Source organism: Cuneatibacter caecimuris, from assembly GCF_004216775.1.
In the GTDB taxonomy this organism is placed as follows: domain Bacteria; phylum Bacillota; class Clostridia; order Lachnospirales; family Lachnospiraceae; genus Cuneatibacter; species Cuneatibacter caecimuris.
Genome location: NZ_SGXF01000001.1, coordinates 462,322 through 489,155, shown reverse-complemented (window position 1 = coordinate 489,155; position 26,834 = coordinate 462,322). Strand labels below are relative to the sequence as shown.

The window sequence follows — 26,834 nt, the reverse complement described above, 5'->3', positions numbered from 1 at the left end:
AAGTATGAGAATTCTAGTTGCGATGCCTGTAGAGGAGCGGCATAAGGCCCTTCTGAAGGAAGCAGCGCAAAAAGCTGAGTTTATTTTCTGCCCGTCTGCCCAGGTGACGGAAGAGCTGGCACAAAGCGTGGATATTATTATAGGCAATGTGAAACCGCAGAAGATCGCGGGAACGGACAGGCTGCGCTGGATGCAGCTGAACAGCGCAGGAACAGACGGCTATCTGGAACCCGGCGTCCTGCCGGAAGGAACCCTGCTCACCAATGCTACCGGAGCATACGGGCTGGCGATTTCAGAGCACATGCTGGGTATGGTGCTGGAACTGAAGAAAAAACTCTATTTGTATCACCAAAATCAGTTGGCGGAATGCTGGAAGGACGAGGGGAAGGTGACTTCTATATTCGGGTCCGTCACGCTGGTCATCGGGCTGGGAGATATTGGCAGCGAATTTGCGTCCAGAATGAAAGCTTTGGGCAGCTATGTGATCGGGATACGCCGGACAAAGGCAGAGAAGCCGGATTACGTCGATGAACTGCGGCAGATGGACGGTCTGGAAGACTGCCTGAAGCGGGCTGATGTGGTAGCGCTGAGCCTGCCCGGGACAAAAGAGACTTACCGGCTGATGGACACAAATCGTCTGGCCTGTATGAAGAAGAGCGCGGTGCTGATCAATGTTGGCCGTGGAACGGCTGTGGATACAGAGGCGCTCTGTGACGCGCTGGAGCAGGGAAGGATTGCCGGAGCAGGCCTGGATGTGACAGATCCGGAGCCTCTCCCGCCTGGACACCGCCTCTGGAAAGCTCCTAATGTGGTGATCACTCCGCATATTTCCGGGCTGTATCATTTACAGGAGACCCATGAACGGATTGTGGGGATCGCTGCGGAAAATCTGGCGGCCTTCCTGGAAGGGCGGCCCATGCGCAGCCTGGTAGACCGCAGCACCGGCTACAGGGCCGTAAAACAGTGATATAAGCGCCTGCCCCTGCATAGGCTAATGGCAGGAGATGCGGCGGCATCCCCACAGGAAAATGGAGGAGGGATGCGGCATGGAGAGGCTGAACAGGTGGCTGGCATTGAGCGCGGCGGCAGTTGTTCTGCTGACAGCGGTATTTTATTTCTGGCAGGGAAGAGAACGCCCTGCTTCTGCAGAAACAGACAGTGAAGAACTGACAGTGGCCCTGACCTTTGACGACGGCCCCCACCCGGCCTACACTTCCAGGCTTTTGGACGGCCTGAAGGAAAGAGGAGTCAAGGCCACTTTTTTTCTGATTGGCAAAAGCGCGGAAAAATATCCGGAGCTGGTACAGCGTATGGCGGAAGAAGGCCATTTAATTGGCAACCATACATACAGCCATGTGCAGCTGAGCAAATGCAGCGTTACAGGGGCCATGGAAGAGGTGGTAAAGACCAACACGCTGCTGGAGGACCTGACCGGTGAGCGCATGGAATATATCCGGCCGCCTTTTGGCTGCTGGAACAATCATTTGACAGACAGGCTGGATATGACAGAAGTCTTGTGGGATGTGGACCCGCTGGACTGGAAGGTACAGAACACCGCCACAGTGGTGAATCATATCCTGATGAACGTGAAGAACAATCAGATTATTCTTTTGCATGACGTCTATGATACATCAGTAGAAGCTGCTTTTCAGGTAATTGACGCGCTGCAGGCCAGGGGATATCGGTTTGTCACTGTGGATGAACTGCTGGTAGATTGACCGCCAGCGAACTGACTGACAGACTGGAAAAAGAAAATAATATCAATAACTGTGAATAAAACAGAAAATATTTTCGTGCATATAAAATATAAACAGGAAAACAGCGAAAATTTCGGAACAGCTTGACGCAGATGGAGAAAGAAGCTACAATAGAAGTTACTTTCGCGTTGGAAAGTTCTAATGTGATAAAACAGGAGGAACGCAAATGGCTAATGATAATCGTCCGATTATAAAGAATCAACACACCAATCTGCTGGAGCTGGAAGAACATATTTACCATTTGGTGGACGTGGAGAGCCCCAATACATACAGAAATCTGTTCCCTTATGATGAAATTCCCAAAATTGCGTTTAATAACCGGGTGGTACCCCACAATATGCCGGACAAAATCTGGATTACAGATACCACATTTCGTGACGGGCAGCAGTCCAGAGCGCCTTATACCACGGAACAGATTGTGACGATTTATGATTATCTGCACCGGCTGGGCGGTCCAAATGGAATTATCCGCCAGAGCGAATTCTTTCTGTATACAAAGAAAGACCGGGACGCTGTTTATCAATGCCTGGAGAGAGGCTATGAGTTTCCCGAGGTGACCAGCTGGATCAGAGCCAGCAACAAAGATTTTCAGCTGGTTAAAGATATCGGCCTGAAAGAAACCGGGATTCTGGTATCCTGTTCTGATTACCATATTTTTTATAAAATGAAAATGACGCGCCAGCAGGCGATGTTTCATTATTTACATGTGATACGGGAATGCCTGGAATACGGGATCAGTCCCAGGTGCCATCTGGAAGACATCACCCGCTCTGATATTTTCGGCTTTGTCATTCCTTTCTGTGTGGAGCTGATGCGCCTGCAGGACCAGTACAAGATTCCCATTAAAGTCCGGGCATGCGATACCATGGGCTATGGAGTGAACTTTTCCGGCGCTGTAAATCCCCGCTCCGTACAGGGCATTATTTATGGCCTGACCACTCATGCGGGCGTGCCTTCGGAGCAGCTGGAATGGCATGGGCACAATGACTTTTATAAAGCAGTCAGCAATTCTACAACAGCATGGCTCTATGGCTGCAGCGGCGTGAACTGTTCCCTGTTCGGCATCGGAGAACGCACTGGCAATACTCCGCTGGAAGCCATGGCTTTCGAATATGCTCAGCTCCGGGGAAGTCTGGACGGAATGGATACCACGGTGATCACGGAACTGGCGGAATATTACGAAAAAGAGCTGGGAGAGCATATTCCTGAGCGGACTCCCTTTGTAGGGAAAAATTTCAACGTGACGCGGGCGGGCATCCATGCGGACGGCCTGCTGAAAAATGAAGAGATATATAATATTTTTGATACCTCAAAATTCCTGAACCGTCCCGTGCTCGTGGCGGTTTCCAATACCTCCGGCCTGGCCGGAATCGCCCACTGGATCAACACCTATTACAGGCTTCCGGAGGAGCAGAAGCTGGACAAGAGCAACCCTCTGGTAGGAAAGGTGAAGGAATGGGTGGATCAGGAATACGAAGACGGCCGGGTGACTGTGATTTCTGACGATGAGCTGGTAGAAGTAATCCAGGAAAATTGCAGGGAACTGGGAATAGACCTGTAAAATTTGAATTGAGAGATGCCGCCTCTTTGCCGTATTTCTCTCTGACTGTCTGATTTTTCACATAATAGGTATTTTCAGCAAGCATAAGGGGGGGAAAGCCTGCATAGGATATACAAAGTGTGAAAAGGAGCGGGTTATGAGCGGGAAAACAAAAATCATGGTATTTAAAATGAAGGAGCTGATTTATACGGCAGTATTCGTGGTGCTGGGCATTCTGCTGATCCTGCTGCTGGTATGGATGTTCCTGGGGAAAGGAAAGGATAAAGACCAGCCTGCGGAAAATGCTTCCAAATACATAGCAGGTGTATATACCTCTTCCATAAAACTGGGAAACCAGACCCTGGACGTTCAGGTATCAGTAGATGCGGATCATATTAACTCTGTAGGATTTGTCAATCTGGACGAAGCAGTGTCCGCAATGTATCCACTAATGCCCACAGCACTATCCAGTCTGAATACGCAGATTGTGCAGAAACAGACACTGGAAGGCGTAACCTATTCCGACGATATGAAATACACGGCGCAGGTCCTGTTAAAAGCCATAGACGCAGCCCTGAACAAAGCCAAAGTCCAGGAAACCACCACCCTCGCCGCAGACTAAGCCCATTGCAAAAAAACAGCTTTTTGTGGTATACTGTTCATGAAAGCAATGAGCAGTGCGAAAAAGCAGCAATAAATTTTTTCGTTGTGCTTGCACAAAAGAAAAAATTTATTGCTGCTTTTTCATAGGGGGAAAGCCCGTGAGGGAGATGGAGCGAAACGGGATTGACCGTCACTGCGGAGCAGAAAGTAACGAAAGAAGTTGTGCCGGCACAAAAGAAAAAGGAGGCGGCCCCAGAACAATGTCACTGCAATTTATCACCGGAAGCTGCGGCTCCGGAAAATCCTATAAACTATACGCAGACGTGATCCGGGAATCCCTGGATCATCCCCGGCGGCATTATATCGTAATCGTGCCCGAGCAGGCCTCTTTACAGATTCAGCATACACTGGTGGATCTGCACCCGCGCCATGCGCTGATGCAGATCGAAGTGCTGAGCTTCAACCGGCTGGCCTATCGGGTCTTTGAAAAATTAAATATTGCAGCGCCCAAAATCCTGGATGATACAGGAAAATCCATGATCCTGAGAAAATCGGCAGGCCGACGAAAAAAAGATCTGGCTGTTTTTGGCAGTTCCCTGTCCCGCAGCGGTTTTATCGGAGAGCTGAAATCAGTTCTTTCAGAATTCCGCCAGTACGGGGTGGAACCGGACAAGGTGGATCTGACCGGGGCAGGAGAACTGCTCCAGGCAAAATTTCGCGATCTGTCCGTGGTTTTCCAGGCATTCCAGGAAGCCATGGAAAAAGACTACGTAACCGCGGAGGAACTGCTTCAGGTTCTGTGCAGGCACATCGACAGGGCGGAATTTCTGCGGGACAGCATTGTAGTCCTGGATGAATTCACAGGATTTACGCCAGTGCAGTATCAGCTGGTGGAAAGCCTCCTGCGCCTGGCGGCTCAGGTACGGGTGTCCGTGACTATCGATCCGGCCTTGCCGGAATCCAGCCTTTTCTACATGAGCCGGGAAATGAAGCGGAAGCTGGAGGACCTGGCGATGCGCCAGGATATTCCGGTGGATCGGGAGATCAGGCTGAGCGGTCTGCCAAAGCGCTACGAAAAAGCGCCTGAATTGTTTTATCTGGGAAGGAGCCTGGGAATGCCGGGCGCAGGATATGAAGGCAGCTGCCAGGCTGTCCGTATTTCTTCTGCTCCGGGAGCGGACGGGGAGGTGCGCTTTGCGCTGAGGGAGATCTTGCGCCTGGTGCGCAGCGAGGGGTACCGGTACAGAGAGATTGCTGTGATTGCAGGAGACTTGTCCCGGTATTCCGGGCCGATTGTCCATTATTTTGGCAGGGCGGGCCTGCCATATTTTATAGACCAGAAAAAAAGTCTTTTGGGCCACCCGCTGGTGGATATGCTGCGATGCCTGCTGGAAGCAATTCAGCAGAACTTTACTTATGATTCCATGTTTCGCCTGCTGAAAAATGTATTAATCGGGCTGGACGTGGAAGAAATCAGCCTGCTGGAAAATTATGTGCTGGAAACAGGGGTGCGGGGAGCAGGCCGCTGGCAGGAAGAATGGGCTTACAGAGGAAAACGCTTGTCCCGGGAAGAATTAGAGCAGGTAAACGCCACACGGCAGAGGGCAGTGGAACTGATTTTTCCTCTATGCAGTGCGCTGAAGGAAGAAAAAGAACAGACCGTAAGCCAGAGGCTGTTTTTGCTGCGCCGGTTTTTAGAAGAAACCGGAGCGGAACAGCGTATTGAAGCGCTGCGCCGGCAGCTGGAGGCGGAAGGAGATCTGGAGCGGGAGAAAGAATACGCGCAAAGTTACGATAAGGTGATGGAGCTGTTTGGGCAGTTTGAAACCTTGATGGGGAACGAGCGGATGACGCTGCAGGTTTTTTCCGAGATTCTGGAAGCTGGTTTTTCTGAAATTCAGGTGGGCCTGATTCCGGCTGCTCTGGACAGGCTGGTGGTAGGGGATCTGCGGCGGACCCGCCTGGGCGGAATCCGCGCCTTGTTTGTGCTGGGCTGTAATGAAGGCTGCATGCCTCCCAGGGAAATGCGGGGAGGGCTGCTTTCTGATCTGGAGCGTGAGTTTCTGAAAGAACAAGGGGTGGAGCTGGCGCCCACCGGAAGGGAGAGCAGCCTGCAGCAGCAATTTTACCTGTATCTGATGCTGGGACGGCCTTCCGAGCATCTCTTTCTGTCCTGCAGCCAGGCGGACGGAGCAGGGAGAGGCAGCATGCAGGCAGGATTTCTGAAACAACTGAAGAAAAATTTTGCGATCCCGGACAGCGTAGGGCAAGAAAACTGTTTCACAGTGCCTGCAGATGGTCTGGACGACCTGGCAGCGGGGTTTTCCGACGCCGTGCGGGGGGATGCGTCCCTCCAGTGGAAAGCGCTTTACCAGTGGTTTTCAGGGCAAAAGGAATTTGCAGAGGCTGTAGAGCAGCTGCAGAGAGCTTCCAGCTGCGTTTTCCGCCCGGAAAGCCTTCCGGCAAATGTGGTTCTGCGCCTCTATGGAGATGTGCCGGTGAGCAGCATTACCAGTCTGGAGCAGTTTGCGGGATGTCCCTACAGCCATTTTCTGCAGGCGGGCCTGAAGCTGCTGCCGAGGATGCAGTACCAGCTGGAGGCGGTGGATCTGGGCAATATATTCCATGCCTCCCTGGAAGAGTTTTTTGTAAATATGCGGAGGGCCGGATTGGACTGGAAAGAGCTGGATGAAAAGCAGCGGACATTTCTGGTGGATCAGAGCGTTTCCGCCGTTGCGGAACGGTATGGAAATACAATTCTGCGCAGCTCGGCCAGAAACGCTTACCTGGAAGGCCGCCTGAGGCGGGTGGCGGACGAAACTGTGTGGGCGCTGCAGGAGCAGTTAAAGTGCGGCAGTTTTATCCCCGGGGGCAGTGAATTAAGCTTCCGGCCGGAGGACAGGCTTCCGGGGCTGTCTTTTGTCCTGGACGGGGGAATGCGCATGGAGCTGCAGGGCAGGATAGACCGGGTGGACCTGGCTTTTGACGGAGACAGAATCTATGTGAAGATTATTGACTATAAATCAGGGATGACCGGGTTTGAGCCTGCGAGGATTTATCATGGCCTGCAGCTTCAGCTGATGGTCTATCTGCAGGCTGCGGTGGAGATGGTGAAACGGAAATATCCGGATAAAGAGGTGGTTCCTGCGGGCGTATTCTACTACCGGATTCAAGATCCCGTCATAGAGGCTACAGGGCATGAGGATGAGAAGCAGCTGCGGGAGGCGGTGCTGAAGGAGCTGCGGATGGACGGGCTGGCTAACAGCGATCCCCGGGTGCTGGATATGCTGGATCATACTCCAGGAAAAAATTCAAGAGTGATCAGCCGGCTGGAACGCAGAGAGGATGGTACGGCCTCCACCCGTTCCAGGGCTGCCGGGAGAAAACAGCTGGAGCTTCTCAGAGGATATGCGGTGGATAAAGTAAAGGAGCTTGGAAGCCATATGGCTGCAGGGGAGATCCCCGCCAGCCCCTATGAGCTGGCGGGCCGCATGCCCTGCGAGTACTGCCCCTACGGGGCGGTCTGCGGTTTTGACCGGCAGCTGGAAGGCTGCAGGCCGAGGAAGCTTCCGGCTATCGGGCTGGAAGAACTGTGGAATATTCTGGAACGGAAAGGAGGAGACAGGGATGGTGCAGTGGACCAGGGAACAACAGAAAATTATTGATCTCAGAAATCGGAATATCCTTGTGGCGGCAGCGGCGGGAAGCGGAAAAACTGCGGTGCTGGTGGAGCGCATCCTTTCTATGGTCTGTGATAAAAAGAATCCGGTGGACATTGACCGCCTGCTGGTGGTGACATTTACAAAGGCTGCTGCCGCGGAAATGCGGGAACGGATCGCTGCCGCGCTGGAACAGAAGGCAGCTGAACATCCGGAGGACAGCCGTCTGGCCCGCCAGAAGCTGCTGGCGGAACATACGGCTCAGATCACCACTATAGACAGCTTTTGTATGTACGTGCTGCGGAACCATTTTCAGGAAATCGGGCTGGATCCTTCTTTCCGCGTGGCGGATGAAGGAGAACTGGCCCTGCTGAAGGCTGATGTTCTGGAGGAATATCTGGAAGAACAGTATGAAATAGCTGCAGAGGAATTTCAGGAATTTGCGGACTGTTACAGTTCCGTAAAAGGGGACGGCGCCCTGAGCAGCCTGATCCTGGATTTCTATGAGCTGTCCCAGAGCTATCCATGGCCTCTGGAATGGATTGAGAGGTGCGGGAAAGCCTATCAGGCGGCTGACGCGGCGGGGTTAGAGCAGGAGCCCTGGATAAAATTTCTCCTGGAGAATACCAGAGAACTGCTTAGAGGATATGTTCAGGTATACGACAGGATACTGCAGATCTGCGGCGGTGAGAATGGTCCGGCGCTGTACCTGGAGAAATTTTCTCTGGAACGGGAACGGCTGAATGCACTGCTCCTGCCGGATTCTTACCAGACGCTGCAGCGCGCCATGGAAAATAAGATTTTTGAGGTAAAGCCCAGAAAAAAGAAAACAGATATTTTTGACGAGAAGCTGGCGGAAACAGTTTCTTCTCTGAGAGATTCTGTTCGAAAAGGTTATAAAGACCTGAGGGAAAAATATTTTTCACTTTCCGCCGAAGAGGTGATTGAGCAGCTTGCCGGGTGTTCGGGAGCGGTTCAGGAACTCTGCCGGCTGACCTCTGGTTTTTCGGAGCAGTACATTGCCCGGAAGCGCAGAAAAAACCTGCTGGATTTCAGCGATTTGGAACACCTGGCCCTTCAGGTGCTGGTGGATCACAGAGATGAGGGGGATTTGCCTACCCCGGCGGCTGAGGAGTACAGCCGTTATTTTGAAGAAATCATGATTGATGAATACCAGGACAGCAACCAGGTTCAGGAGGCGCTGCTGAACAGTATATCCAGAGAGCGCCGGGGCAGGCCGAATGTATTCATGGTGGGGGATGTAAAGCAAAGCATTTATAAATTCCGTCTGGCCAGGCCGGAGCTGTTTATGGAAAAATATGAAGGATACAGCGAGGAAGACAGCCTTTATCAAAAGGTGGAGCTGCGCCGCAATTTCCGGAGCCGGAAAGAGGTGCTGGAAGGGGTAAACTTTCTTTTTTACCAGATGATGCAGCCGGTGCTGGGAGGGGTGGCCTATACGGAAGAAGCGGCATTGTATCCAGGCGCGCAGTTTGAAACGCTGCCGGAAGAAAAGGGAGAAGAAGACTGCCGCGTAGAAATGCGGCTGTTGGATGCTCCCGCCAGAGAACAAGATAGAACCGGCGAAAAAGCAGAGGAACAATGGGATTCTGATCCGGAACAGGAAGGTGACATCCGGGAATGGGAAGCCAGACTTGTGGCAGAAGAAATTCTCAGATTGACGGATGAGCAGACCGGAAAGTGGATCTGGGATAAAGAAGAAGGCCGCTACAGAAGAGCACGTTACGGAGATATCGTAGTGCTTCTCAGAACTGTGTCAGGGTGGGCCGAGACCTTTGTGGATGTGCTGGGGGGAGAGGGAATCCCGGCATACGCGGAATCACAGCAGGGATTTTTTGACGCGCCGGAGGTGCAGATGGCTCTGAACCTGCTGCGCCTGATCGATAACCCCATGCAGGATATTCCACTGGCCGCAGTGCTGAAAGCGCCCTTTGTGGGCTGCAGCTCAGCGGATCTGGCAGAAATCAGCGCTTATTTCCGTTCTATGCCGGAAGATTACAGGAATGTACGGCAGGGAATGGGATTTTACGGAGCAGTCAAACTATATTCGGAGCAGGGAAAAGAGAACTTACTTTCATCAAAACTTTCCGGGTTTCTGGTATTGCTGGACAGATTCCGGGAAAAAGCGGCCTGCCTGCCTCTTCATGAACTGCTGCAGCTGGTGCTGGAAGAAACGGGCTACCAGCGGATTGTATCTGCCATGCCCATGGGAAGCAGGAGGCGGGCGAATCTGGAAATGCTGGAAGTCCGGGCAGAAAATTATGAAAAAACCAGTTACAGGGGAGTATTCCATTTCATCCGCTATGTGGAGCGGCTGCAAAAATATGAGGTTGACTATGGAGAAGCGCCGGTGCTGGAAGGCCAGGAGAATACAGTGCGTCTGATGAGCATTCATAAAAGCAAAGGCCTGGAGTTCCCGGTGGTGATTGCGGCAGGGCTGGGAAAGCAGTTCAACCAGCAGGACGCCAGGCAGCGGGTGGTGTTTCATCCGGATCTGGGCATTGGCCTGGATCTGATAGACGGGCGGCTCAGAACCCGCAGGACTACTCTGGTAAAACGGGTATTTCAGAAAAAATTGCTGACGGAAAGTCTGGGTGAGGAACTGCGGGTTTTGTATGTGGCGCTGACCAGAGCGAAAGAATATCTGATTCTGACCGGAGGGGAGAGAGATGCCGGCCATAAAATGAGGAAACGGGCTGCAGGGACAGACCGGTCGGGAATCCGGCTGTCATATCCTGAACTGGCAGGAGCCAGATGTTATTTAGACTGGCTGATTCCTGCCCTTTACAGGCACCGGGATTTTGCTCCCGTGCTGGAACGGCTGGAGCTGCCGGGAGAAGCCGGGGGAGCCCTATATGGAGATCCGTCATCCTTTGATTTGGAGATTGCAGATATGCAGGGAATCGCGGCAGAAGAGCAGAAACGCAGGGAAAAGAAGGCGGCGGATTTCAGGGAAGGAAGAGCGCCCGCAGGGCAGCAGGAGGCGGAACGTGTCAGAGAACTGGTTTTGGCTGCAGAAAGCCAGTTCGGCTGCCGGTATTCCTGGGAACAGTCCGGGAAAATTCCGGTTACAATGTCCGTTTCTGAACTGAAACGACAGGCCGTGGAACAAGAAGAAATTTTCTCTTTGATTCCGCGGATTACGGAAGGGGACAGAGGCAGCGGCCGGCGGGAAAAAGCCGCGTCTGCGGAGCACGCGGCCAGACGTGGAATAGCCTGGCATCATGTGCTGGAACTGCTGGATCTGGAGCAGGTTCGGATACATCCGGATTGGGTCAGAGAGGAATTGGAACGGCTTGTGGGCACCGGAAGCATCACAGAGGAGGAACGGAATATGGTCAGCCCGGAGCAGATTCAGAAATTTGCGGACAGCCCGCTCTGCGCAAGGATGGTCCTTGCGGCAAAACAAGGGAAGCTGCACCGGGAAGAACAGTTTGTGATCGGCGTCCCTGCTGCCCAGATCAGCCCGGAAGCCCAAACAGAGGACGGCCTTGTGATGGTGCAGGGTGTGATCGACGTGTGGCTGGAAGAAGAGGACGGGCTGGTGATCGTAGACTATAAAACAGACCGGGTTCCTTTAAAATCAGGCGAATCAATTCTGCTCAGCAGGTATCAGACGCAGCTGGATTATTATGCCCAGGCGCTTTCCATGGCCAGAGGACAGCAGGTAAAGGAAAAATACCTGTACTCCTTTTCCCTGGGAAAAGCGGTGAAAGGATGAAAGATGAAAATAACTTATATAGAACACAGTGGATTTCTGGCGGAAGGAAAAGAGCTGAACTGCCTCTTTGATTACTGGAAGGGAGATCTGCCGCAGCTGGAGAAGGAAAAGCCGCTGTACATCTTTTCCAGTCATGCTCATCATGACCACTTTAATCCGGAAATTTTCCGGATCGGGGAGGGGAACCCCTGGGTCAGGTATGTGCTGTCAAAGGACATCAGCCTGTCTCCGGGAAAACTGAAACAGTACGGGATCGGACCGGATTGGCTGGACCGGATCACCCGGGCAGGCTCCAGGCAGCATTACAGCCTGGAAGGGCTGGAAGTGGACACATTCCGGTCTACAGACGCAGTCGTGGCATATGCGGTCTGCATGGAGGGAACGTGGATTTATCATGCGGGGGACCTGAACTGGTGGACCTGGAAGGATGAGGAAACGGAGGGAGAATACAGGGATATGACAGGAAGATTTCAGGAGGAGATTTCTTTGCTTTCCGGTTATTCCTTTCAGGCGGCGATGGTCTCGCTGGACCCACGGCAGGGAGAGCGGTTTTACTGGGGAATGGATTACTTTATGAAACATGTGAATACGGAAATCGTGATCCCCATGCACTGCTGGGATGACTATTCCGTAGTGGAACGCCTGAAAAAAATGGAGTGTTCCTCTGACTACAGAGAAAAAATTCACAGTCCGGAAGAAAAAGTCATAAATGTGCTTGACAAATAATATTATACGCCATATAATATACACAGAAACAATATTATATGGCGTATAATATTATGCCAATGAATAGAAAACATGGAGACAGGAAGGAGGACGCGGCATGGTATTTCACACAGGAACAGCATTGCTGGACGCGGTGGTACTGGCAGCTGTGTCCAGGGCGGCAGATGGCTCTTATGGGTATAAGATCACGCAGGATGTGCGGCGGGCCCTGGAGGTATCGGAGTCAACACTTTATCCGGTGCTGCGCAGGCTGTTGTCAGAAGGCTGCCTGGAGACTTACGACCAGGAATACAATGGGAGGAACAGGCGGTATTACAGAGTGACGCCCAGAGGCGATGCGCAGCTGCATCTATATGCTTCAGAATGGCGGCAGTACAGTGAAAAAATATCTAGTATGTTCGCGGAGGTCTGAGTATGGACAGAATGAGTTATATGGAACGGCTGGCCTGGCTGCTGGGCGATCTGCCGGAGGAAGAGCGGAATGAGGCGCTCCGGTATTATGAGGACTATTTTGAAGAGGCCGGACCGGAACGTGAGGAGGAAGTGATTTCAGAGCTGGGAAGCCCGGAACAGGTAGCCTGCGTGATTCGGATGAACCAAAAGGAACCGGGGGACTTTGGAGAGTATACCGAACAGGGTTACCGGGACGCCAGGTTTGAGGAACGCAGAAATCAGGTAGGCCATTATACAGAGATGGAAAAGGCTGACAAAATATATCAAGAGAACGCCTCCCGCGCGGACAGCGGGGAGGGCGGCAGGACAGAGGAATCTGCAGGCGGAAGAAGCACTGGCATGACGGCTCTTCTGATCATACTGGCCGTGTTTTCTTTTCCTGTCTGGGGAGGTCTTCTGATCGGAGTAATCGGAGTGCTGATCGGCCTGGTCTGCTGTATTCTGGCCTTGGGCATCGGGCTTGTGGCCGGGACTTTTGGCTGCCTGGCAGGAGGTATCGCCGCCCTGGCGGTGGGCGCGGTCAGGACCTTTATGGCTCCAGGAGCGGGATTGCTCCTGGTAGGAAGCGGTTTTCTGGCAATGGCGTTTGGGCTGGGAGGAATCCTGCTGTGCAGGCTGGTGTTCGGCAGCCTGCTGCCTCTCTGTTTCCAGGGCATTGGGAATCTGTTCCGCTTTATATTTAGAAGAAACAGGAGAAGAGGTGCAGGAGTATGAAAAAAAGTACGAAAGTTTTTGGGATCATTGCTTTGATTTTTGCTGCTGCGGGAATCGTTCTGATGGTCACAGGCATTGCCCTTGGAGGAATAAAGCAGAGCAGGGAAGTCAGGTTTTCCGGAGAAATTGATATTGAAGAGACCTATACGGATGTAAGGAGCCTGGACTTTGATCTGGGGCTTAGCAGCGTGAAAATTGAAGAAGGAGATGCTTTCTCAATCCGCGGCAACAGGCTCCCGTCTAATTTTACCAGCAAAGTTAAGAATGGAATATGGAAGATAGATGCGGATTACTATTGGATGGATTGGATTGGAGTCGGTCCTCTGGAGGAAGAGAGCACTGTAGTCATCACTCTGCCTAAGGGAACAGTCCTGGATTCTGCGGATATCAGCGTAGGAATGGGAAAACTGGAATTGGATACACTGAATGCAGGAGAGATTGAGCTGGAAGCCGGCGCCGGAGAGGTGAAAGCAGATCGTCTGACCGGCCGTATTGTGGATCTGAGCTGTGGAATGGGAAAAATCAGTTTCGGCAGCGCTGATGTGGAGAAAAGCCTGAAAGCGGAGTGCGGAATGGGCAGTATAGAAGGCGAAATCCATGGAAAAGAAGATGATTACAGCTACAGCATTGAGTGCGGGATGGGCAGCGTGGAGCTGGGCTCCCTGAAATGGGGCGGTTTCGGGAAAGAAGAAAAGCAGAAAGTGAAGAAGGGCAGCAAAGAGCTGAAAGCGGAGTGCGGAATGGGCTCTATCAGTATTTCTTTTGATGAAAAATAAATAATCAGACGAAGGGAGAAGGAAATATGGAACCAAGAAAATTGTACAGATCTAAAAAGAACGCCATGCTGCTGGGCGTGTGCGGAGGGGTTGCAGAATATTTTAACATTGACCCCACCCTGATCAGGCTGGTCTGGGCCCTGTTCGGATGCACCGGGACCGGAATACTGGCGTACTTTGTCGCCGCAATTATTATTCCATCCAATCCAAATCAGTAATTTTGCAGAACGCAGATCTGCTGCAAGAAATGGTATAAGATGGAAAATTATTGGGAATGCTTTTTTCAGACTGAGTTCTGAAAGGAGCGGTGAGGATGCCGAAAAAGAAAAACAAACCTATAGACCTGAGGAACCTGACTCCCCAGGAGCAGCTGAAGCTGGAAATCGCGCAGGAGATCGGCGTATTCGATAAGGTGGTGGCTGGGGGGTGGAGATGTCTGTCGGCCAAGGAATCCGGCAGGATCGGGGGCCTGATGACCCGGAAGAAAAGGGAATTGCAGGAAAAGGCTCTGGATAAGGGACCTGTAGAAAAGTAGGGAAACTTCCCGGGAAGAAAACAAGAGATTTTTGTCACTTTAACCAAAAAAAGAAAAAATTTTATTAAAAACTGTCCGAAAAACCGGGCAGTTTTTATAAATTCTGGTTGTTTTTGGTAAAAAAATTGGCGTGCCGGAAAAAGGATCAAAAGAAAAAGTTTTGACATGGTGAAATTTTTGTGGTATGCTTTAAACACCGCATTGCGATAGGTAATGCACGAATTCATAATAAGGAGGAAAATTATGAAAAAAAGCATGAAAAAATTGCTGGCTTTAGGCCTTTCCGGCGCTATGGTTCTGTCCCTGGCTGCCTGTGGAAGCGACGACAAGGGCACAACAGCAGCTCCGGGTCCCAGCGGGGATGAACCCACAACAACTGCTCCCGGAGGAGACGAGAAGGTAGGCGCAGGGGATACCCTGGTTGTTGGCTCCACAGAGCTGAACGGAGTGTTCACTCCTTTCTTCTACAATTCCAACTACGACGCTAATGTTATCGGCGCTGCCATCGAGTCCATCTGTGAACTGGACGCGAACAATGAGATGGTTCCCAACCTGGGTGAGGTTACTCAGGAAGAGGTGGAAGAGGACGGCAAGACCTATGTAAACTACACCATCAAGCTGAAGGACGGCATTAAGTTCTCCGACGGTGAGCCTATGACCATTGATGACGTAATCTTTACATATAAGGTATACTGCGATCCCACTTATGACGGCATCGCTACCTTCCGCAACGCTGTAAAGATTGTTGGCATGAATGAATATTTCTATGATACGCCTGACTACGAAGGCAAGGTAAAAGAGGCCGGCGAAAAGGCTGCTGCCGACATTGAGGATGAGGCGAAGTTCAAGGCTTTCCTGAAAGAGTCCAACCTGGACGGCTGGTGGGACGGTGAACTGCCCGGTGATCTGGATGGCGAAGGAATGACTTGGGCAGATTATCTGAAGGGAGAGGGCTTTGATCCCACAGGTATTGAGAATGATGCGGACGCTATGCTGGATATGTTGGTAGACTGCGAATTCCAGAATTACCGCGATGGCTATGTGGATGCTGCTACAGCATACTTCAACCAGCAGTATCTGGATGAGTTCATCAAGGGCAATCTGGAAGATGGCGTTGATGTAAAAGATATTTCCGGAATCACCAGAGTGGATGACCTGACTTGCGTGGTTAAGGTTGAAGGCGTTGATATCAGCGCTGCCAGAAACCTGGGCCTGAATTCTGTAGTTCCTGAGCACATCTATGGTAAGGATTATGTAAAGGGCGATCTGTCCGGAGTGAAGAAACTGAACGATACTCCTATTGGTTCCGGCCCCTTCATTTTTGAGAGCTTTGAGAACAACGTAGTAACCTTTAAGAGAAATGAAAATTACTGGGGCGGCTGCCCGAAGGTGGAATACCTGAAATTCCAGGTAGTTGACGAAGAGCAGAAGAAGGATTCCGTGCTGAACGGAGAAATTGATATTACTGATCCTTCCGCTTCTAAAGAGATCGTAGAAGAGCTGGATGCTTTAGGCGCTAATTACAGTCTGGTGCCTTTTGCAGGCTATGGCTATATCGCAATCAGCGCGAAGAATGTTCCGGATCAGAAGGTTCGCGAGGGCCTGATGCATCTGATGACCCGTAATCAGGCGATCAAGACTTACTACGGCGACGTAGCTCATGTGATCGAGCGCCCGATGTGTCCTGTACTGGCTGAGTATCCTACTGATGCAGAAGAATACTGGGGCTATGATCCTGATAAGGCTGTGGAATGCTTCAAGGAAGCTGGCTATGAAACTGTAGACGGCAAGCTGATGAAGGACGGCAAGCAGCTGACCATCAATGTAGGTATCGGTTCTGCAGCAACACATCCCTCCACTCCTGTTCTGACTCAGATGAAGGAAGATATGGATAAGCTGGGCGCAGTGCTGAATATCCAGGATATGGATTTCAATCTGCTGTCTGACGCTGTGGACGGAGATTCTCTGGATATGTGGGTAATGGCATGGGGCAACTCCACCGACTGCGACCTGCGCCAGATCTTTGGCAGCGAGTATACTAAGGCAGGCGGTTCCAATAGAACCTGGGTACAGGATCCTGAAATTGACGCTCTGATGGAAGAAGTTGTAAATACTCTGGATCTGGAAAAGAGAAAAGAGCTGGTTGCTAAAGAGCTGGATATGATCATGAGCTGGGCTACCTATATGCCTGTATATCAGAGATCTGATATGCTCCTGTACAGCGACGCTGTAAACATGGACAGTATTCCTGAGACATCCACATTCTATAGCTATCTGAATGAGCTGGAAAAGGTTGAACTGAATCACTAATCTGCGGCAAAACAGGCTGACAGAGAATACCGGCGATGAGGCTGCCGCAAGGCAGCCTCATTCCGCTGATATGAAGTTTGTTTTGGCTGTACTGCTTATCAAGTATGCAGATACCTGATAAGCAGTGCAGCTAAACGCTGTAATGCCCGGCGCTGCCGGGACGAAAGAATAAGGAGGACAATGTATGAGACAGTACATTATTCGGCGTATCCTCATCAGTGTACTGGTACTGTTGGGCGTATCCTTTCTGATTTACGGGATGCTGAGAATCATGCCCAGCGATTTCGTGGATCAGCTGACTGCCGGAAATCCCAAAATTACATCCGAGCAGAAGGAAGCGCTGAAGGAAGCCTATGGCCTGAATACCGGCATTTTGGAAGGTTATGTAAACTGGCTGGGCGACGCGCTTCACGGCGACTTCGGCACATCTTTTACTTACCGTAAGCCGGTGACAGAGGTGTTATTTTCCAGTAAACTTTGGGTATCCTTTACCCTGTCTGCTATCGCGTTCGTCATTGAGCTGATCATCGCGATCCCTCTGGGTATTATCGCTGCCCGGAAGCAATACTCCAAAACGGACTATGCGATTGTGTTCTGCGCCCTTGCGGGCCTGTCGCTGCCTTCATTTTTCTTCGCTGCTGTGCTGCGGAGGGTTTTCTCCATCGGCCTGGGCTGGCTGCCTTTGTCCGGAATGGTGACGGCAAAACAGAATTTTACAGGCCTGGCTCATATTGCGGATATGGGCATGCATTTCATCCTGCCTATCGTGGTATTCGTAATTCTGGGCGTGGGAAGCTGGCTGCGTTATGTGCGTACCAATATGCTGGAAGTGCTTAACGCGGATTATGTGCGCACCGCCCGTGCAAAAGGTTTGAGTGAACACAAAGTTATTTATAAACATGCATTCCGCAACACTTTGATCCCTATTGTAACCTTTATCGGCGGCAGCATTCCGGGACTGTTTTCCGGCGCGATCATTACGGAGAGTATTTTCTCCATTGACGGCATCGGTAAGGCAGCCATTGACGCGGTGCATACCAATGATATTCCGTTTTTGATGGCCTATATGATGTTCCTGGCTGTCCTGACGATTCTGGGCACATTGATATCTGATGTTCTGTACGCTGTGGTGGATCCCCGCGTCAGATACAATTAAGGAAGGAGGTATACTACATGGCAGAGATTCAATCCATCAATGAACAGGAAGTAATTGAACACGAGAAGAGCCAGGTGGTTTATACCCCCGGGCAGCTGGTAATCAAGCGGTTTTTCCGCAACAAGCTGGCAATTTTAGGATTGGGTATTATTATCGCAGTGGTGTTATTCGCTGTGATCGGACCGATGATTTCTCCTCACGGGGAGTCAGAGATATTCTATAAAAATGATTCTACCGGAGAGATCTTCAGCGGCACAAAGGAGCCGGAAAAGCTGAAGGATATAGCTAATGTGGGCGTCTATGTTAAAGGCGAGATGGACAGCCAGTTCTGGCTGGGCACGGACGCCAACGGCATGGATACCTTTACGCGTCTGATGTACGGCTGCCGGATTTCCCTGATGTTCAGTATCGTGGTAACCATTATCGAGATGCTGCTGGGCATCACCCTTGGCGGTATCGCCGGATATTATGGCGGCAAAGTGGACATGATTATCATGCGTCTAGTAGAGATATTCTACTGTATTCCTTTTGTGCCGCTGATGCTTTTGGTTTCCACCATGATGGTGGCTTTCGGCATTCTGCCGGAGCAGAAGATTTACTGGCTGATGATGATCATGGGCTTTTTCAACTGGTCCGGCGTGGCCCGTATGGTGCGCGGGCAGGTGCTGACCATCCGTGAGATGGACTATATGCAGGCAGCGGAAGCCGGCGGAATTTCCGTACGGCGCAAGATTTTCAAGCATCTGATTCCAAACGCAATGCCGGTGATCATTGTCATGGCTAGTATGGACCTGGGCAGCTTTATTTTGACCGAGTCCACCCTGAGCTATCTGGGCGTGGGTATTTCCACACCTTTCGCGTCCCTGGGTACCATGATCCAGGCGGTTAACCAGTCGGTGATCCTCAAGAACTATCTGAACCTCTGGATCCCGCCGGGAATTATGCTGCTGCTCATTGTGCTGGCATTTAACTTTATCGGTGACGGTCTCCGTGACGCGTTCGATCCGAAGATGAAAAGGTAGGTGAGGACTGTGGCAGAGAGAAATGAAAAACAGGCCAAAAGGGCCAAAATGAAAGAAATCAAAGCGTTGAACAAAAAGATGTATAAAAAGTTCAACCAGGAGAAAAAGAGAAATAATGTTCCCGAGTCTGAATATGTGACAGAAATGCGCAATCCTCAGAACATTGTGGAATTTGATAATTTAAAGACTTATTTTTATACTGACCAGGGCACTGTAAAGGCAGTGGACGGCGTGACCTTTGAAATTCCCATGGGAAAAACTATTGGTATTGTGGGAGAATCAGGCTGCGGCAAGTCTGTGACCAGCCTCTCGCTGATGCGCCTCCTGCAGGGGCCTCAGGGGCAGATTTCCGGCGGAGAAATCCGTTACAACAGGGATGAACAGCCTGTGGACATCGCGAAGGTGCCTGTAAAACTTATGCAGAAGATCCGCGGAAACGAAATTTCCATGATTTTCCAGGAGCCCATGACCAGCCTGAATCCGGTGTTCACCATCGGAGACCAGCTCAGCGAGATTCTGAAGCTGCACAATCCGGATATGGATAAAAAGGATATGGAAGAACGGGTGATCGAGCTTTTGAGGCTGGTGGGAATTGTCCGGGACGGCATTTCGGACAGCTATCCCCATGAGCTTTCCGGCGGCATGAAACAGCGTGTGGTGATCGCCATGGCGCTGGCCTGCAATCCCCGGCTGATTATCGCGGACGAGCCGACTACTGCTCTTGATGTAACAATTCAGGCGCAGATTCTGGATTTGCTGCGCAATCTGAAGGACAAGATCAACGCTTCCATCATGCTGATTACCCATGACCTGGGAGTGGTTGCGGAGATGGCGGATTATGTGGTGGTTATGTACGCGGGCCGTGTGGTGGAACAAGGTACTGCCCAGGATATATTCCATAATCCCGCTCATCCATATACGGTAGGCCTGATGAAGTCCCGCCCGGTATTAAACGAAGAGATCGGAAGGCTGTATTCCATTCCCGGAAACGTGCCCAACCCGATCAACATGCCTTCTCACTGTTATTTTAAGAACCGCTGCGAGAAGGGAGTAGAGAAGATCTGCGGCGGAGAATATCCTCCCATGATCGATCTGTCTGAAACGCATAAGGTAGCCTGCTACCGGTGCAATGAGGCTGTACAGGAAGGAGGAGAGGCTGATGGCAACTGATAATATTCTGGAAGTCCGGAACATGGTGAAGCATTATCCTATCAAAGCCGGCGTATTCCAGCACACTGTCGGTCATGTGAAGTCTGTGGACGGCGTATCATTCAATATCGGCCGCGGTAAAACCTTCGGCCTTGTAGGAGAATCCGGCTGCGGCAAGACAACGATCGGCCGTACGCTGCTTCGCCTGACAGAACCCACTTCAGGAGAAGCGATCCTGAATGGGAAAGATATCTTTAAAATGAAAAAACGTGAGCTGAAAGAAATGCGTCCCCACGTGCAGATGATTTTCCAGGACCCTTATTCGTCTTTGGACCCCAGGATGCCTGTGGGGGAGATCATCGGCGAAGCGGTGAAGGAGCATAATATCGTCAGCAAGGCGGATTACAGGGATTATGTCCTGAATATTATGGAAGACTGCGGGCTGCGGACTTATTATATCGACCGTTATCCCCATGAGTTTTCCGGCGGGCAGAGACAGCGTATCTGTATTGCCCGCGCTCTGGCGCTGAATCCCAGCCTGATCGTGGCGGACGAGCCTGTTTCGGCTCTGGACGTTTCCATCCAGGCCCAGGTAATCAACCTGATGCGGGATCTGCAGGAAAAGAGAAACCTGTCTTACCTGTTCATTTCCCACGACTTATCAGTGGTGGAATATATTTCAGATGTGGTAGGGGTGATGTACCTGGGCAATCTGGTGGAGATGGCTCCTAAAAAAGAGCTGTTCAAGAATCCCCAGCATCCCTATACAAAGGCCCTTCTGTCCGCGGTGCCGATTCCTGACCCGGATGTGAAGATGAAGCGTATTATTCTGGAAGGAGATATTCCTTCCCCGGCAAACCCGCCTTCAGGATGCAAATTCCACACCAGATGTCCTTACGCAAAACCGATCTGCAAGGAAAAGGTTCCGGAATTTAAGGATTATGGAAATGATCATCAGATTGCATGCCATCTGATGGACGAAAAATAAACAGAACCGCAGGGACGGGGCTGCCGCTTGTTGAAAAACACTGCGGCAGCCCCGTTTCAGCAATATAGCCTACGGAGACTCACGATGCAGAAAAAAATCACAGATAAGCTGGAAGCAGCCGGCATTTGCAGCGCCATAGACATCAAAGAACTTGGAGAAGAAAAATACGCAGAAGAACTAAAAAAATTCATCTCCAGTTTCGATTTCATGCGGTTAGGCCAGGCAATATCCACCGGGAAATGGCAGACAGCCACAAACCTGGCAGCCCAAATAGAGGAAGAAGCCAAAACCCTGAAAATCAAAGGCCTCACCGAACAGCTAAAAAAAATCAGGATATGCTGCCTGAAAAAAGAAAAAGAAACAGCAAAACAAATCCTGGCAGCAATAACCATAAAAAGGACCCAAATCCGAAAAATAACCAACCCAGAGATAAACTAGTTCAATTTCCAGGAATACTGTGGTATAATGTCCACGAAGGCAATGAGCAGTGCGAAAACGTAACGCCTAAAATTTTCGTTGTGCTCGCACAAAAGAAAATTTTAGGCGTTACGTTTTCATAGGGCGAAGCCCGTGAGCGAGACGAAGCGAAGCGGAGTCGAGCGGCACTGCGGAGCAGCAATCCCAAGAAACGTAGCGCTCGCACAAAAGAAAATTTTAGGCGTTACGTTTTCATAGGGCGAAGCCCGTGAGCGAGACGAAGCGAAGCGGAGTCGAGCAGCACTGCGGAGCAGAAATCCCAAGAAACGCCGCATACGCACAAAAGAAAATCTTAGGCGTTGCGTTTTCATAGGGCAAAGCCCGTGAGCGAGACAAAGCGAAGGGGAGTCGAGCGGCACTGCGGAGCAGAAATCCCAAGAAACGCCGCAACGCACAAAAGAAAATACCAGGCGTTACGTTTTCATAGGGCGAAGCCCGTGAGCGAGACGAAGCGAAGCGGAGTCGAGCAGCACTGCGGAGCAGAAATCCCAAGAAACCCTGCAATAAAGCCAAAAACAACGGGGGGACAGGAAATGGCAAAAAAATATAACGAAACTTGCGGAAAAATCATAAAAGAAATTGAAAAAGCAGTTGTGGGGAAAAGAGAATGTATTGAGAAAGTTCTCTGCGCAATTCTTGCAGGCGGCCATATACTTCTGGAAGACATTCCCGGAGTGGGAAAAACAACCCTGGCTCTGGCCTTTTCCCGGGCAATGTCACTGAAATATAACAGAATACAGTTCACCCCGGATGTGCTGCCGGCGGACGTGACGGGATTTTCTGTCTATCAGAAAGAAACCGGGCAATTCAAATTCCACCCTGGAGCGGTGATGTGCAATCTGTTTCTGGCGGATGAAATAAACAGGACATCCCCCAAAACCCAGTCAGCGCTGCTGGAAGTGATGGAGGAAGGCAATGTGACTGTGGACGGACGCACAAGACAGCTGGACAAGCCCTTTATCGTGCTGGCCACCCAAAACCCAGTGGGCTCCGCAGGGACCCAGCTGCTTCCCGAGTCCCAGCTGGACCGTTTTATGATCCGGCTCAGCCTTGGATACCCGTCCATGGAGCAGGAAATCAGGATTATGAAGGAAAGAAAAGACGGAAATCCCTTAGAAGAAGTAATTCCTGCTGTAACAGCCGAAGGCCTGGTTCAGATGCAGCAGGAGGCTGAGCAGGTATTCCTTCATGATTTAATTTATAAGTATGTGGCAGCGCTGGTGCAGGCTACCAGAGAGCATCCGATGCTCCAGGCGGGAGCCAGCCCCAGAGGCGCGCTGTCCCTGGCCAGAATGACGGCCGCCAGGGCATACATGCAGGGCCGGGATTACTGTATTCCGGAAGATGTTCAGTTTTGCTTCTATGAGACAGTGGGGCACCGGCTCGTGCCAAACGCCAGGGCCAGAGCGGCTCATCTGACAGCCGGGCAGCTGCTGAAGCAGATTCTGGAGTCTGTTCCCGAGCCCACCGGGGAAGAAGCCTGAAAAGGGGGCGGGAATGAGAAAAAACTTCGGATATTTTTTATTGCTGCTGCCCGTCCTGGCAGCAGTACTCTTTTTATATGACGATCCTGTGGTATGGGTGTTTGCGGGAAGCGCGCTGCTTGCGCCGGTGGTTAGTCTGATTCAGCTTGTATTGACCGTACCATTTGTCAGGGCTGAGGCAGCGCTGTCCGGACAGGAAGCGGAGACAGGGCAGGAAATAAAACTGAGCCTGTATTTAGAAAATGATTCTGTATTTCCTGTAGTTTCAGGCTGGGTGCTGCTGAAAATCAGGGGTTCAGAGGGAAAAGTATTCTGTAAAAAAAAGATTCCTGTGCAGATACCGCCCAGGGGCAGCGTGCGCGCTGAAACTGTTTTTTCCTGCAGCTATTGTGGGGTGCTGAAGCTTTCCGCAGCCAGAATCTGCTGTTCTGATTTTATCCGGCTGTTTGTGTTTTCAAAACACATCAGAAAGGGAGAGGCAGAACTGGCGGTACTTCCTCCAGCTCTGCCGGTACAGATGGGAATCAGCCGGGCTGCGTCTCTGTTTCAGGGAGACGCACAGGAATATGATCCTAACAGGCCGGGAAATGATCCGGCGGAAGTATTCGATGTGCACGAGTACATGCCGGGAGACAGGCTTCAGCAAGTCCATTGGAAACTGAGCGCCAGAGGGGAAGAACTCCTGGTAAAGGATTTTTCCAGACCAGTGGACTGTCCGGTTCTTCTCCTTGCGGATATGCCGGGAAAGGGGATGTCTCCAGAGGAATTTGATGGTATTGTGCGTACTGTTATGTCCCTTTCTGCCGGGCTGACAGCAGAAAAGTGCCCTCATCAGATCTGCTGGCCTTCGGAGGTGGAGAATCAAATGGAAGAGCGGACGGTCAGGGGAGAAGAGGATACCTATGTGTGGGGGGAGCAGGTAATCCGCCAGAATTTCACATATCAGTTCCCGCCTCTTGTGAGGGCGCTGGAAAACGGCATGATCCGAAAACAGTTCCACCATATCTATCTGATCACCGGGAGGCCCGATGGCGAAGCTGTGAGAATTCTGGAATGCCTGCCCTATCCGGGCGCCAGAACAGTGCTTGAAGTATCACCCATATCTGCGCAGGGTCCCTCCCGGGAATCCGGACGGCAGGTGGAATGGCGCTGGATACAGCTTTCCAGGACAGAGGATTGTCTGAAAGAGCTGTATCTGGAGGTTTGAATATGAAAAAGACTGATATGGAGCGCGGGATCAGGTTCCGGCCTGAAGTCCGCATTCAGGAAAATAAAAGATCCGGGAGGCAGAGGCCGGCTGGCATTGCAAAATACCAGACAGAGCTGCTGGAGTTCCGCTGGCTGATCTTATACGTTTTGATGCTTTCTGCTGTTTTTGGGATTTGCATTCCGCTGAAGGTTCCGGTGCTGGGACCGGTGGTTTTTGGAGGGCTTTTTGCGGAAACCCTGGCTCTGGGAGCGGTGCTTTCTTCTTCAAAGTATAAAAAGCTGTTGACAGCGGGAATATGGGCGGCATATCTGCTGTTATTGTTGCTGCTGCGCAGAATGGCTGCAGCAGGGATTCAGGAAATTGCGGACTGTGTTTTACTGCGCTATAATTCTTACTTTAAGCGGTATGTCCCTCTGTTCCAGCCGGAAGGAGCGGGGGGATGGGAAGTATCTGTTGCCTTGCTGTTTATCATGTTTCCGGTTGCTTTTCTGATGGCTGCAGGAACTGTAAAACAAATAAAAATGCGGTACATTTTGCCTGTGCTGCTGCTGAATCCCGGCGTTCCCATGGTGTTGGGACTGATGCCGGACGTATGGTCCGGAATGGCCCTGATACCGGCTTTGCTCTGCGCCGGGACATTGCAGGGACTGGAAAAAAGAAAAAAATCAGCCGGAAAGAAAAAAAGAATCATGGTATCAAGGCCGGAAAAGCAGGTGGAGCTGCTGGTACAGAGGCGTGCTGGACTTTGGTGCGGCCTGGCCTGGGTTTGTATCGGCGTTCTGCTGGCGTCTGTTACCGCGCCCCGGCTTCAGGAAAACTTTGGGGAACAAAAGAGAAGCGCCAGGTTCTCCATTCAGGACTGGATGGCAGGGTTGGATCTGAACCGGCTGATGGCGGAAGCCGGTCCTTCCTGGCTCCCCTGGTCTCTGACTCTCACCGGCGGTATGAGCGGAGGAAAAACAGGACGGGCTGATACACTGGTCTATACCGGAGAAGAACACCTGCTGGTGCATATAAAGTCATCAAATTCTCCCATGGGTCCGCTGTACCTGAAAGGTTATGCCGGAAGCGTTTATACTGGATCGGGCTGGGAAGAGCTGCCGCGCCGGGAGGCGGAAACGCTGCCTGAGGCGTACAACGGCCGTCTGGGCCTGCTTTGCCGGGAAGCAGTGGAGCAGGGGAACGTGTTGGCTGGTGCGCTTTCTGCCTCCGGGAAAGATCCGGTTCAGGCTTACGTAACAGTGACAGGAGGAGACAGTTCTTACACCTATGTACCGGAAGGCGTGCTTCCGGAGGAGTCAGGCGGCCTGAGCCCTGTTCAGGATCTGTACTGGGAAGGCGGAAACGGCGTTCTGGAGTATTATCCAACTATTCCCATGTCTGTTGTTTTCGGCGGATCAGAGGAGACTATGGCCGCGCAGGCTGAGGCCGTAGTGAAAAAAAGCGGGAAAATATCTATGGAGGACTCTGAAGAATATGAAAGAAGAGTGATGGAGATTTATACCGCTCTGCCGGAGAAAGGCCTGGAGCAGACCAGGGAAATGATGGAGGGGCTTACTGCCGGAGATTTTCAGTCCATGCAGGAATGTATTTCCTTTGTGCGGAGAACGCTGGCCCAGGAGGCTGTGTATTCTCTCAGCCCGGGCAGGACGCCGGGAGGAGAAGATTTTGTAGAATATTTTTTGTTCACGCAGAAAAAAGGTTACTGTGTTCATTTCGCTTCTGCGGGCGTGGTGCTGTTTCGCATGTTGGGAATACCGGCCAGATTTGCGGAGGGCTATCTCACGGGAACAGCAGGAGGAACAGAAAATATTTCAGTAAAGGATTCCGACGCCCATGCCTGGGTGGAAATCTTTTGCAAAGGAATTGGCTGGATTCCAGTGGAAATGACGCCGGGTTATGCCGGACCACAGGAAAATGAAACGCTTCCCGCCGTCTTGGAAAGTACGGCGCCATCCTCTGAAGAAGAATCGCGGGGGACGGAAACGGCAAGCAGAACGCTGCCCCACTCCCTGAGCACAGAAACCAGTTCCGGGGAGATCAGTGAAGCAGGTGCAGAAGGGCATGGCAGCAATGGGAAAAGTCCCGCGGGTAACGCAGGAAAGCTGTTGGCTGCCGCAGGGGCTGCTGCCGGCGGAATTCTGCTTCTGGCAGGAGCCGTGGCGCTGCGCAGAAAAACAACAGTGGACAGGCGCAGGAAAAAGATGATGCAGAAGGACAGGCGGAAGGCAGTGCTGTACAGCTACGGCCAGATGAAAAAACTGACTGCCTGGATGGGCGCGCCGCTGACAGATAAAACAGAGGACGGGGAAGCAGTGCAGAAATATGGGTATTTGAAAGCAGGGGAATATGAAGATTATTTGGAAATGCTTCAGCAGGTCCGGTTCAGCAGCAAAGAGGCGACTGCCGGACAGGTACAGAAATCGGCTGCTCTGTATGAAAAGATCTGCCGGCAGGAACTGCGCCGGATGAACGGCTGGGAGCGATTCCTGATGAAATATTGGAAATGTTTTTGCTGAAAGAGAGGATAAAA

Annotated in this window: 21 protein-coding genes; all 21 read left to right on the top strand. The window is 51.4% G+C overall.

The annotated features are described in order from the left end of the window. Positions 1–4: 4 nt before the first annotated feature. The 21 genes from EV209_RS02325 (at position 5) to EV209_RS02225 (ending at position 26,820) form a co-directional block, all read left to right on the top strand. Positions 5–967 carry a D-2-hydroxyacid dehydrogenase gene (locus tag EV209_RS02325; protein ID WP_130432661.1) on the top strand — a complete coding sequence of 321 codons (963 nt, stop codon included), beginning with the start codon at positions 5–7 and terminating at the stop codon, positions 965–967. 79 nt (positions 968–1,046) lie between these two features. Then, entirely contained in the window at positions 1,047–1,718 is a 672-nt protein-coding gene (locus EV209_RS02320) for a polysaccharide deacetylase family protein (RefSeq protein WP_243647474.1), read from the top strand. A gap of 205 nt (positions 1,719–1,923) precedes the next feature. Next, a complete protein-coding gene (locus EV209_RS02315) occupies positions 1,924–3,318 on the top strand; it encodes a hydroxymethylglutaryl-CoA lyase-like TIM-barrel protein (protein ID WP_130432659.1) in 1,395 nt (464 codons plus the stop codon). A 136-nt stretch (positions 3,319–3,454) separates the two neighbouring features. Continuing rightward, entirely contained in the window at positions 3,455–3,919 is a 465-nt protein-coding gene (locus EV209_RS02310; protein ID WP_130432657.1) for a hypothetical protein, read from the top strand. 148 nt (positions 3,920–4,067) lie between these two features. Continuing rightward, the gene (locus EV209_RS02305; protein ID WP_243647516.1) at positions 4,068–7,565 is read left to right on the top strand and encodes a PD-(D/E)XK nuclease family protein; all 3,498 of its coding nucleotides are present in this window, start codon (positions 4,068–4,070) and stop codon (positions 7,563–7,565) included. Then, the gene (addA, locus tag EV209_RS02300) at positions 7,528–11,301 is read left to right on the top strand and encodes a helicase-exonuclease AddAB subunit AddA (RefSeq protein ID WP_165388785.1); all 3,774 of its coding nucleotides are present in this window, start codon (positions 7,528–7,530) and stop codon (positions 11,299–11,301) included. Before EV209_RS02305 ends, addA begins: the two co-directional genes overlap by 38 nt. 3 nt (positions 11,302–11,304) lie before the next feature. After that, positions 11,305–12,027, top strand: a complete 723-nt coding sequence (locus EV209_RS02295; protein WP_130432651.1) for an MBL fold metallo-hydrolase — start codon at positions 11,305–11,307, stop codon at positions 12,025–12,027. Between the two features lie 97 nt (positions 12,028–12,124). Further along, positions 12,125–12,439 (top strand): PadR family transcriptional regulator, encoded by a 315-nt coding sequence (locus tag EV209_RS02290; protein ID WP_130432649.1) that lies wholly within the window; start codon positions 12,125–12,127, stop codon positions 12,437–12,439. Positions 12,440–12,441: 2 nt separating this feature from the next. Next, the gene (locus EV209_RS02285; protein ID WP_130432647.1) at positions 12,442–13,194 is read left to right on the top strand and encodes a DUF1700 domain-containing protein; all 753 of its coding nucleotides are present in this window, start codon (positions 12,442–12,444) and stop codon (positions 13,192–13,194) included. Then, complete coding sequence (locus EV209_RS02280) at positions 13,191–13,970, top strand: DUF4097 family beta strand repeat-containing protein (RefSeq protein ID WP_130432645.1); 780 nt, start codon at positions 13,191–13,193, stop codon at positions 13,968–13,970. The genes EV209_RS02285 and EV209_RS02280 overlap by 4 nt, the downstream gene beginning before the upstream one ends. A gap of 26 nt (positions 13,971–13,996) precedes the next feature. Next, on the top strand, positions 13,997–14,188 hold the full coding sequence (locus EV209_RS02275; RefSeq protein WP_130432643.1) for a PspC domain-containing protein: 192 nt from the start codon (positions 13,997–13,999) through the stop codon (positions 14,186–14,188). A 95-nt stretch (positions 14,189–14,283) separates the two neighbouring features. Continuing rightward, on the top strand, positions 14,284–14,505 hold the full coding sequence (locus EV209_RS02270) for an alpha/beta-type small acid-soluble spore protein (protein ID WP_130432641.1): 222 nt from the start codon (positions 14,284–14,286) through the stop codon (positions 14,503–14,505). A 243-nt stretch (positions 14,506–14,748) separates the two neighbouring features. Beyond that, a complete protein-coding gene (locus EV209_RS02265; RefSeq protein WP_165388784.1) occupies positions 14,749–16,815 on the top strand; it encodes an ABC transporter substrate-binding protein in 2,067 nt (688 codons plus the stop codon). Positions 16,816–16,999: 184 nt separating this feature from the next. Continuing rightward, positions 17,000–17,971 carry an ABC transporter permease gene (locus EV209_RS02260; protein WP_130432637.1) on the top strand — a complete coding sequence of 324 codons (972 nt, stop codon included), beginning with the start codon at positions 17,000–17,002 and terminating at the stop codon, positions 17,969–17,971. A gap of 17 nt (positions 17,972–17,988) precedes the next feature. Beyond that, complete coding sequence (locus EV209_RS02255) at positions 17,989–18,993, top strand: ABC transporter permease (protein WP_130432635.1); 1,005 nt, start codon at positions 17,989–17,991, stop codon at positions 18,991–18,993. 48 nt (positions 18,994–19,041) lie between these two features. Then, a complete protein-coding gene (locus EV209_RS02250) occupies positions 19,042–20,163 on the top strand; it encodes an ABC transporter ATP-binding protein (RefSeq protein ID WP_130434127.1) in 1,122 nt (373 codons plus the stop codon). Further along, positions 20,153–21,130, top strand: a complete 978-nt coding sequence (locus tag EV209_RS02245; protein ID WP_165388783.1) for an ABC transporter ATP-binding protein — start codon at positions 20,153–20,155, stop codon at positions 21,128–21,130. Before EV209_RS02250 ends, EV209_RS02245 begins: the two co-directional genes overlap by 11 nt. Before the next feature lie 84 nt (positions 21,131–21,214). Then, the gene (locus EV209_RS02240; RefSeq protein ID WP_130432631.1) at positions 21,215–21,568 is read left to right on the top strand and encodes a hypothetical protein; all 354 of its coding nucleotides are present in this window, start codon (positions 21,215–21,217) and stop codon (positions 21,566–21,568) included. A 572-nt stretch (positions 21,569–22,140) separates the two neighbouring features. Beyond that, positions 22,141–23,091 carry an AAA family ATPase gene (locus tag EV209_RS02235; RefSeq protein ID WP_130432629.1) on the top strand — a complete coding sequence of 317 codons (951 nt, stop codon included), beginning with the start codon at positions 22,141–22,143 and terminating at the stop codon, positions 23,089–23,091. A 13-nt stretch (positions 23,092–23,104) separates the two neighbouring features. Beyond that, entirely contained in the window at positions 23,105–24,298 is a 1,194-nt protein-coding gene (locus EV209_RS02230) for a DUF58 domain-containing protein (protein WP_130432627.1), read from the top strand. Between the two features lie 2 nt (positions 24,299–24,300). Then, a complete protein-coding gene (locus EV209_RS02225; protein WP_165388782.1) occupies positions 24,301–26,820 on the top strand; it encodes a transglutaminase-like domain-containing protein in 2,520 nt (839 codons plus the stop codon). Positions 26,821–26,834 lie beyond the last annotated feature (14 nt).